The sequence below is a fragment of the Streptomyces sp. NPDC058459 genome (genome assembly GCF_042721685.1).
Classification (GTDB): Bacteria; Actinomycetota; Actinomycetes; order Streptomycetales; family Streptomycetaceae; genus Streptomyces.
Genome location: NZ_JBHXLV010000232.1, coordinates 1 through 10193 on the forward strand (window position 1 = coordinate 1; position 10193 = coordinate 10193).

Sequence of the window (10193 nt, forward strand, 5' to 3'; positions counted from 1 at the left end):
GGTGTGGCGGAGGTCGTGGCGGCGCAGGTGTTCGTAGCCGAGGCGGGTGACGACCTCGTCCCAGTGGGTCGCGTCGCGCAGGACCGCGGTGGAGATGCGTCCTCCGCGTGGGCCGGTGAAGAGGCGTGCGTCGGGGGCTGGGCCTGCGGCGAGGACGCGCTGGGCCACCAGTGGGCGGATCTCCTCGATGATGGGCACTTTGCGGGCGCGCTTGCCCTTGGTGCCCTTGTCGGTGAGACCGCCGGGGGCGGGTGTGGTCTGGCGTTGTACGGTCCAGATCCACTGGCTGGTGTCGATGTCGCCGACGCGGCATCCGGAGACTTCGCCGATCCGGGCGGCGGTGCTCGCGGCGAAGAGGACGACGTCGCCCCAGCCCTGGTACTGGTTGTGAGAGGCGGCCACGAGTGCGTCGGCCAGTTGGACGAGTGTGGTCCAGTCGGGCAGGGCGAGGGCTCGTGGGTCGCGGAGTTCGTCCTCGGCCTGCTTGTAGAGCTTCTGCCAGCCGCTGACCCGGGCGGGGTTGACTTTGATGATGCCGTCTCGGACTGCCTGCTCCATGACGCGGACCAGGACGGCGATGGTGTTCTTCACCGTGGAGCGGCTGTGCTCGTCGACGATCCAGTTCTGCACGCTGCGGTCGACGACGCCGTTGGTGATCATCCGTACGGCGAGGTGGCCGAGCGCGGGGACGACGCGCATCCGCCATCCCGCCAGATACGGGTCGAGGGTCTTCAACTCCAGCCCGCGCAGGGCGAGGTCCATGTTTGTGTCGCCGTATTCGGCGAGTTTCATGGTGGCGAGCGTGGGGGACAGCCCGGCCTGTGCGGCTTCGATGATGTCCTGGAGCCACTCCTGCGCCTCGTCCTCGTCCGCCTTTCCCTCCGACAGGGACAGGCGCCGCTTCGTAGCCGGATCGAACCAGCGGACACGCGCTCGGTAAGGATTGGGTCGATCGGGCCGGTACTCGATATCGGTGGAGAGCCGGACACCGACCGGAACAACGGCCTTCTCGGCCATCAGGCTTCCCTACCCGGGACGGTCCGGCGGCTGCGCAGCCATTCCTCCACGTCGAGCGCGCTGTACATGATCACGCGTTCCGAAACGGAGACAAACGGCGGACCCTGCGGCGGCCGAGCGGTGCGCCAACGGCGCAGAGTCGAGGCGTCCACGTCCAGGCAGACGGCGAGGTCACTCGTCGAATACCAGGCATTGGCCAGCAGGAGGGATGAACGGCAGTCAGCGGGGACGGTGGCAGAGCATTTGACTGTGGAGTGCGCCGCTTCCTCCTTCTGCTTGCGCGGTTGACGGTCTGTTGAGGCGGTTATCGGTTCGAGGGGCAAGTGCGGTGGATCTCCGAGCGTTGTGGAGCACCAAACGGATGCGGGAGAAGGTCACCGGCGACGGGGCAAACGGCTCGCAAGGGGAGGACGCGGCAAGTTGCCGCTTTGGTGGCGGGGAGTCGTCGCTGAGGGATCGAACCGCGGGAGTGCTCGGGGCGGACGTTGCAACAACAATCGTCTGTAGAAACGCCGGTTTGGCTAACCGGCGATGTGCGGCTATGTTCCGCTCGCTCACGAGATCGCCGGAGCGCGGCTCCCAGAGGCGACAAGTTCGTCGGACGCGCCAGCGATCGCGTACCTGCTTGGCGCAGGCGCCGTGCCGTTTCATGCCTTTCCGATGACCCACCACGTGGAGTGCGTCGCGATCCTTGAGCCTGCCGAAAAGGGCCGCTGACCTGCGGTTTTAGTGGGTGTGCGAGATGTGCGCTATGCGCGTTACGGGCGATATCTTGACGCTGAAATGACGCTCTCAGAGGTATCTTGACGCTCATTTGACGCTCGTTCTGATGGGGCATCAGATGGGTTGAAGGGCTGTTCAAGTGGCCTGTTGATTTCCCCGATGAGGCAGGAGGACCTGGGATGTCTTGACGCCGAGCGGCCACCCGCGTGGCCCGGCGACTTGGAGCCATGCTCTCGGCATTGGGCTCCCGATGTCGCGGCGCCTGACTTCTGATGTGGGCGGGACATGTGAAGGTAACTCCCGAGCGGCGTGGCCGAGGTTCGCTTTGGAACGGCCGTACCCCGATAGGGGTGCCAGGATCAGCGGCGCACTTTGCCGCGCCCCCTCGGTGCCGTAACCGAAAAAGTAGTGACCGCGCGGGCTCGGGGGCACATGTGTTCGCCTCCAAGGTTGACGCGACTTTCGGGCATCCGCGCCTCGCCGCCATCTACGACCCACTCGGCGACCGTAGCGATCTCGACGCGTATCTCGCGATGGGGGAGGAGTCCGGCGTGCGGTTCTTGCTGGGCATCGGTTGCGGTACGAACATGTTCGCGCTGCTGCTCGCCGAGCGCGGGATCACGGTCACTGGCGTCGATTCCGCGCGGGCGTCCGTCGACGTCGCGCGCGGCAAGCCGGACGCGGGGCGGATGCGCTGGCTAGATTACCGACGTCGCCGTGGTCTCCGGCTTCTGTGGGTGCCGGGCTGCCTTGCTTCAGATGCATGAGTGGGCGTGTTGATGCGCAGTGTCGGATATCGGCCTACCGAGGGCGGGCGCGCCTGTGGTTCGCCTGGTCCTGATTTGGGGTCTCGTTGTCAGTGGTAGCCCATATCATCCGCTCACCCGTATGCAGCAGGTTCGGAGCGGAGCGGTACGACATGGCACGACAACGTCCGTGGATCATCGAAGACAGCGCGATCGCCTCACCCGATCAAGATCGTTTTGATCATCGGTCAGTGAGCCGTGAGCTCCTCGGTATCGTCCGCGGCTCCACTCAGCCGCTCGCTGTCGGACTCCTTGGGCCGTTCGGCAGTGGCAAGTCCTCCGTCGTCCGTCTCCTGGCAGACGAACTGAAGGGCGACAAGAGCTGGGCGATCCTGCACTTGAGCGCTGAGCGACACAGTGGGTCAGCCCGTGCGAGAGGACTGTTGTACGGGCTACTTGACGAAGCCCGGCGGCAGGATCTCATCACCGTCAAGCAATGGGAATCCGAACGGGCCTGCTTGGAGGGCAGCCGTCAGCGCACTGCACCGCGCCCTACCGGGAAATCCGCCAAGCCGGGAAGTACTCGGTGGTTCAGCTACCCCGCAGCCGCTGGTGCGGCGCTCACGTGGCTTATTGCCTCCCTGGTTGCGATCTGGCTGCTCGGCGCACTTATTGTGGCGATCGGCCACTTTTTCGAGCGCGGAGCGGGGGCGTCGGCCTGGACCTGGTTCGCAGCTCGGGGCGCCGGCCCGCTGACAACTGCCTTGTCAGGCACTGCGGTCGTGGCCTATGTCCTCGGAACAGCCAAGGACGGCGCACTGTCCACGCTCAAGAAACACGAGATCACCCTCACCACGCCCCGTCCGGAATCCACGGACGACCTGGAGCAGGTGTTCTCCGGGCTGATCGAGGCCATCGACCGTCGGCTGGTCGTCGCCATCGATGACATCGACCGCCTGGCAGCAGGCGAGGTGCTCGAAGCCATCACCACCGTCCGCAGCCTCCTGCTGACCGGTACCCATCACAAGCACCCACCCGTTTTCCTGCTCTCCTGCGACGAGGACATCGTTCGGGAGGCGATCGTCGGCGTGCGCCCGGGCCTGGCCCACCGACCTGCCCAGGGCACGCAATCGACTGCACAGCAGCGTCCGACCAGAGCTGCCGAACGCAAGGCGACGGAAGAAGCAGCACAGGAGTACTTGAACAAGCTGTTCACCGTCCGGCTCATGCTTCCCGCCCACCACGACGCGGATCTCCGGCAGTACCTTGAGCACCTTCTCACTCAGCCCGATCTGCACCCAGTGGTGGACCTGTTGGGCGGCATGTCCGCAGTGCGCGACGTCCTTGAGACCCTCATCCATCCGGAGGTCCGTGATCCCCGGCACGCCATCCGCCTGCTCAATGCCTTCCTAGCCGACTACGGGCTCGCCATCCGACGCGAGCAGGACAACGGCACGTCCGCCTGGATCGCCCCCGGCGAGGTCACCGGCCACCCCATCACCCTGGCCCGGATCACTACGCTCCGCCACGACTACCGGGCCCTATACGACGACATCCGCGCCGAACATGACCTGCTTGCCCTCTTGGACGACGCGCTGCTGGGTTCCTCCGGCGCGCTGCGTGATCCGCTTGTCGCTAGGTACACCCTCGATGACGAGGAAGACCGTATAGACGATGGATCCGTGGACCCATCCGAAACCCTTCCCCGTCTCGACACCGCGGCCCACCCGGGATTGCACTACCTGCGGGCCACGGCCTTCCGAGCGCAGATCAAGCGCACGACTCACCTGACGCCGCTCCTGACCCTGGGCTCCACACCTGCTAGCCGCGCTCTGGGTAGTGACCAGGCAGCAGCCGTCCAACGCGAACTCCTCCAACGCGACGCCGATGCCTTCCGCGACCGTCTCAAGGCCACCGATATGCGTGCGCGCGTGCTGCTTGCCGGGACCCACGCACTGGAATCCGCCCGCCCTCGCCAGGACCTCGACAACACGATGGCAGCGACCGTGCACGCTCTCGCGTACACGCCTGACCTTGTGGACCACCTTGTCTCTCACGACGATCCTGTCGGCCGCGCTCTGCTCAATCTGACCGACCGCATCGCCAGCCGGCGGTCCGAGACCGGGGCCGTCGCGGCCCAGCACCTCATCGGGATCCTCGACCTCTTGCCTCCAGCGCACCTGCCCTCCCTCTATGCCAGTCTCAGCACTCCTCCTGCCCCGGTGTCCGGAAGCACCTCCGAGGCAGACCAGCCGGCTTTCGCATGGGCCAGGGCGCTGATCGCGCTCCCTGCGAACGAACACCGTCAGCACCTGTGGCCGGCTCTCGAGTCGTACTTCCGTGCGCTCGCCCGCGCTGGGGGGCCTGGTGAACTGAAGACGTGGCTCGTGGAGCATGGTGAAGCATCCGAAGCACACCGCGCCTCGTGGCCACCAGACGCGTACCGCGCTCTCCTAGTGATGGCAGCCCGGGGCGCGGACAGCTCCGACAGGGCCGAGGTGCGCCATGCCGTCGAACAGGCAGCCGACCACCACCAGTGGCAGCGACCGATCATGCTCGGCATCCTGGAATGGTTGTCCGCCGACGATGACACACTGCGTAATCACGCCGTCGTCCTTCTGCGCCAGCGCGTGATTCCCGACGACGAATGGGGCAGTGCCACCGCCTCGGATGCGGCAACCGGTGCCACGCTCGCCACCGAGCTCCTTGGGCACGCGGTCGCTTTCCTCGTTGACGACGACGATGCCACGAGCTCCGAGCAGACTCTGGATCTTGTCCAACACTGGCTAAGGTCCCTCGGCGACCGCACCGTCCCCGATGGGCGCCAGGTCAGCGCTCTCGTTGCCGAGGCAGTCGCGCAGACTGCGCACACATGTCGAGAACTTGCCGCAGCGGCAGCTAGCGTTGTTCCCGACCTGCAGTTCCAGGATCAAGCAACCTGTGTCGTGGCCATCGCCGGTCATCTCGGAGAAGCGGTATCCGCCGATGCAACCGTGGCCGACGCGCTCGGGGAAGCCGTTTTGACCTTTATGCGGGTTACCTCGAACGACTCCGCAGCCCAGGAAGCCGCCCGTGCCTGCCGCACCGCCCTGACGGCTAACGTCGCCGCCGATGACGCCCGCGGCGCATTCGCACGACGACACCTTGCCGCGGTAATGACCACCGACGCGGGCCGGGAAGCGGCTACTGCCCTGATCGACGAATTCACGAATCGGCTGGCACAGCACCACCTGCCGCTCGGTGCGGACATTTTCTCCAGCCTGCACGTTGTGCTCAGCGACCCGTCCGCGAGGGCCGCCCGGCTCGCCCAAGTACTGTCGCACCTGTACAACCGCATGAACACGCAACCGGCTCAGAACGCAGGCTTTGCAGCCCACTATGTGGCGGATCCAACCGTCAGCGTGCAATGGCTATTGTGGATCGGTGAGCAGTGGGCCTCCATCCCGAACCATGAGCGTTCACTCGTCATGGCCGCTGCCCATCGCTCCGACCTCGCCCAGAGCAATGGACTGCCTGACCTTCTTGCCCGGCATCTCCTGGAAACGGGCGAAGCGGAACCTTGGCAGCATGCCGCAGCCCTCTGGAACACAATCGCCCCGCAACGCCAAGCGGCCCTGCTCGTCGCTGCGAACGGTCGCTGCTCCGACCTCGCTGATCGAGCTGCTCAAGCAGCACCAGACGTCATCACGACAGCCCTCATTACAGCTAGTACCAGCGAACTACCGGCGCTCCTCACCCTGATCTCGACGAGTCCGCAGGCTTCCCAGATCATCTCCGACTACTTTGACGACGCCGTCGAGGCTCGGGTGTGGGACGAGGCGCATGCAGTTCTCACTGTTGTCGCTTGCCCTGATCCTGAGTCTCTTTGGAAGGTCCTCATTGCGGCCCTTGCAAAGGGGCAAGGCACGATCGAGCGCGTCGGCCCGCTCATCGCGGCGCTCCTCACGCACACTCCCGACAGCGCTCCCGGCAACCTCGTGGACGAGATAGCTCCCGTGCTCCGCGACGCGACCGTCAACACTGCCACCACACTCGGCTACGCCGTTCGCCCCGCACCTGATGTCTCCACGGCGCTGCGGCGCACGTTGCACGGTCACAGCAAGACTGCCGCGGAGAAAGAACGGACTACTGCTTTTAAGAAGGCAGCAGGTATCCGATGAGGATGCATCTGGAGCGGGTGAGCGTCTCCGCCGAGGTGCTCTGTGGAGGCAGCAGCCTGCGGTCCGCCGCCGTGGTGCCCGAGCTGCCGGGCGGGGGCACTCGCGTATGAACGACGTCTCGGCGAAACAGCAGTTGGTCGTCCGGTTGCGGGTGAGCTCTTCCATGACCGAACTTCGTGCCGACGCCGTACCTTCGTCGAGTAGGTCGACGGGCTGAGCGAGTGGTGTCGACGTTCAATGGGTCTGCTGCACGATCAGGTGACATCTGAACTGGCCTGCCCCGTGGAGCGGGTGGGAAGGATGTCGCTGTGCCCAAGCCATACCCGGAAGAGTTCCGCTAGGACGTCGTGCGGGTCGCGAGGAACCGCGGCCCGGGCGTGACGGTCGAGCAGGTGGCCGCCGACTTCGGCATTCACGCGATGACGCTGTGGAAGTGGATGCGTCGCGCAGACATCGACGACGGAGTGAAGCCCGGGACGACTACGCAGGAGAACGCGGAACTGCGGGAAGCGCGTCGGCGGATCAAGCTGCTGGGGCAGGAGAACAAGGTCCTGCGCCGGGCCGCGGCCTACCTGTCGCAGGCGCATCTGCCGGGAAAAGGATCTACCCGCTCGTGAAGGAGCTGGCCACGGGCGGGATTCCCGTCACGGACACGTGCCGGGTCCTGAAGCTCGCCAGACAGCCCTACTACCGCTGGCTTGAACAGCCGCTGACCGATGCCGAGTTCGAGCAGGCCACACGCGCGAACGCGCTGTTCGACGCTCACCGCGATGATCCGGAGTTCGGCTACCGATTCCTGGCCGACGAAGCCTGCAGCGCGGGATCGGGCATGGCCGACCGGACCGCGTAGCGGATCTGCCGGGACAACCGCTGGTGGAGCGTGTTCGGGAAGAAACGCGGCAAGGCCAAGAAGGCCGGTCCGCCGGTGCACGACGACCTCGTGGTGTCTGGGGTTTTGCCGGGCAAGTTTCGGCCGCCCAGCACGCTTTGCTCCAGGCCCGCCGATAGGGTGGGCGGTCTGGGAGCGAGGAGGTGGACGATGGCACTAACCACGTCGCTGGCCGGCCGGGTCCGGAACACGAGCCTGCCGAAAAGCCATGCCCTTTTGCCGCTCCTGGAGGCCGTGGTCAACGCCATCCAGGCGATCGACGCCCGGTTCGGCGACGACGCAGAGCCCGGTCGTCTGAGCATCAGGATCCGGCGCAGCCAGCAGGAAGCAGTCGACTTCAGCCACGTCGGCCCAGGGCGCGCGGCGTTGAAGCCCATCGTCGGCTTCCACGTCGATGACAACGGAGTGGGCTTCACTCCGGAGAACATGACATCTTTCGAGACGTTGGACAGCGACCACAAGGCCGACATGGGCTGCCGCGGTGTGGGGCGCCTGCTCTGGCTCAAGGCGTTCGACAGGGTCACGGTCCGCAGCGCCTACGAGGACGAAGCTGGATGCCTTAACGGGCGGCAGTTCCGCTTCTCCGTCCAGGGAGAGGTCGAGCCGGACGGGGAAGCGGACACTCCAGCTGAGGTCGGCACGACCGTGAGTCTCGACGGGTTCAAAAGGCCCTTCCAGCAGAGCGCCCTGAAGACCGTCGAGGCCATTGCCCGTGAGGTCTTCGAGCACTGCATCTGGTACTTTCTGCGCCCCGGCGGCGCGCCCGACATCACGGTGGCCGACGATGACGGGGCGGTCTCGCTCAACAGCCTCATGCACGACTTCGTGTACTCCGACATGCAAAGGACATCGATCGACGTCAAGGGGGAGAGGTTCGACATGGTGAGCCTCCGCCTGAAGTCCTCGCCGAGGAACCTCGCACCACGGCTGTACTGGTGTGCTGCGAACCGTGTGGTGATGGAGGAAAACCTCACCAGCAAGGTGCCAGGGCTCTACGGGAGGCTCAGGGACGCGGAGTCCTCCCCGTTCACGTACGTCTGCTACTTGTCCTCCGACTTCCTGGACAGCCACGTCCGCGCCGACCGTACGGCCTTCGACATTAGCGAGCGTGTGCCGGGCACACCACTGATCGAAGACGTGTCGATGGACGACATCCGGGAGAGCGTGCTGAAGGAGGTCGAGAGCATCCTGGCCGGACCGCTCAGCGCAGCACGCGAGGAGGGCAAGGTCCGGGTCCACGAGTTCGTCAGCAACCGTGCCCCGAGGTACCGGCCCGTCCTGTCGCGACTCGAGCCGCTCGGCGTAACCGTGGATCCGTCCATCAAGGACCACGACCTCGAACTGCTGCTCCACAGCAACCTCCAGAAGCTCGAAGCGTCCGCGCTCGCCGAGGGCCACGCCGTCCTGGGTGAAGCAGGCTCCGCCCAGCCGGAAGGCTACGACGAACGGCTCGCCCGGTACCTGAACACAGTGACCGACATCAACCAGTCCGACCTGGCCGCCTACGTCTCGCGCCGACGAACGATCCTCGACGTACTCTCCAGGCAGATCAGGTCCGACGACCAGGGCAGGTACAGCAGGGAGGACGCGATCCACTCACTGCTCATGCCGATGCGGACTGACTCGAACGAGATCGGCACCGAAGCCTCCAATCTCTGGATCATCGACGAGCGGCTCGCGTTTCACGACTACCTCGCCTCCGACAAGACGCTTAAGAGCATGCCGATCACGGGCTCCGATTCGACGAGGGAGCCCGACCTGCTCTCGACTCGGCTCGTCGGCTCGCCGGTGCTGGCCGCGGAAGGGGGAACGCTCCCGCTGCCGTCCATCGTCGTGATCGAGGTCAAACGGCCGATGCGCAATGACGCCTCGGAGGACAAGGACCCGATCCAGCAGTGTCTGGACTACGTGAAGCGTGTGCGCGCCGGCGGAGTGAAGACCGCGCTGGGGCGGCCGATCCCCCCGACGCGTGAGGCACCTGCCTTCTGCTACGTCCTCGCCGACCTCACAAAGACGATGGTGGACAGATGCGAATACGCGGGCCTGCGGCCCACCCATGACGGCATGGGCTATTTCGGTTTCAACGAGCCGTGCAAGGCATACATCGAAGTAGCGAGCTTCGACCGTATCGTCAACGCCGCCACCGAACGCAACCGGGCGTTCTTCGACAAACTCGGACTACCCTCCAGCTGACTTAAGATTCCAGCGGCCGTCGGTGTCGAATGGACACTGGTAGGCGTAGGAATCGACCTTCGCCAGCTCACGCAATACCTCCCGCCTGGTTGGCGGGCCCGGCCGAGTGCATACGGGGCCTGGAGAGGGGCGAGTTGTTCCGCGTGCGCCTCCTAGAGCGTTACCGAAGTTCGTGGCCAATGTGCTCGCATCCGTGCCGCGCAGGGATTAGCGGGGCAGGGGAGAGTGCTATCTGCGTGAATTGATGCTGGATGGGCGACGCAACTCGATCTAGCCGATGGCACAGCGGTGTGAAAGTAATAGTGCCAGTTTGCGGTGTAGCAGTGGCGTTGTGGTAGGTCAACGCGCATAGCCGGGGGCTGGCGGACTACCTTTTCCAGCTGCACGCATTCTCATATCGCCCTACACATCGGCAGACAGACGTTGCGATCTTGGCCATACCGGATCCCCGCCATGGCTTAGCGC

Annotated in this window: 5 protein-coding genes and 1 pseudogene; 5 read left to right on the forward strand and 1 reads right to left on the reverse strand. The window is 65.3% G+C overall.

Annotated features, from left to right (window positions below; all coding sequences use genetic code 11):
* Positions 1–1017: tyrosine recombinase XerC (gene xerC / locus ACFWN1_RS28595; protein WP_384368031.1), on the reverse strand; the 1017-nt coding region annotated here is incomplete at its 3' end.
* A 1157-nt stretch (positions 1018–2174) separates the two neighbouring features.
* On the opposite strand from xerC, the pseudogene ACFWN1_RS28600 reads away from it, so the two are divergent.
* The 5 genes and pseudogenes from ACFWN1_RS28600 to ACFWN1_RS28620 all read left to right on the forward strand — a co-directional run.
* Positions 2175–2444: pseudogene (locus tag ACFWN1_RS28600) on the forward strand (methyltransferase domain-containing protein); the annotation flags it as partial.
* Positions 2445–2659: 215 nt separating this feature from the next.
* Positions 2660–6646 (forward strand): P-loop NTPase fold protein, encoded by a 3987-nt coding sequence (locus tag ACFWN1_RS28605; RefSeq protein ID WP_384368034.1) that lies wholly within the window; start codon positions 2660–2662, stop codon positions 6644–6646.
* 377 nt (positions 6647–7023) lie between these two features.
* Complete coding sequence (locus ACFWN1_RS28610) at positions 7024–7263, forward strand: transposase (protein ID WP_384368037.1); 240 nt, start codon at positions 7024–7026, stop codon at positions 7261–7263.
* A complete protein-coding gene (locus ACFWN1_RS28615) occupies positions 7260–7496 on the forward strand; it encodes a hypothetical protein (RefSeq protein WP_384368040.1) in 237 nt (78 codons plus the stop codon). Before ACFWN1_RS28610 ends, ACFWN1_RS28615 begins: the two co-directional genes overlap by 4 nt.
* A gap of 30 nt (positions 7497–7526) precedes the next feature.
* On the forward strand, positions 7527–9728 hold the full coding sequence (locus ACFWN1_RS28620; protein WP_384368043.1) for an ATP-binding protein: 2202 nt from the start codon (positions 7527–7529) through the stop codon (positions 9726–9728).
* Positions 9729–10193: the final 465 nt, after the last annotated feature.

What these genes read in the sequence shown, in the direction of transcription:
- ACFWN1_RS28605 (WP_384368034.1), top strand. Translation starts at nt 2,660, where the DNA reads ATGGCACGACAACGTCCGTGGATCATCGAAGACAGCGCGATCGCCTCA.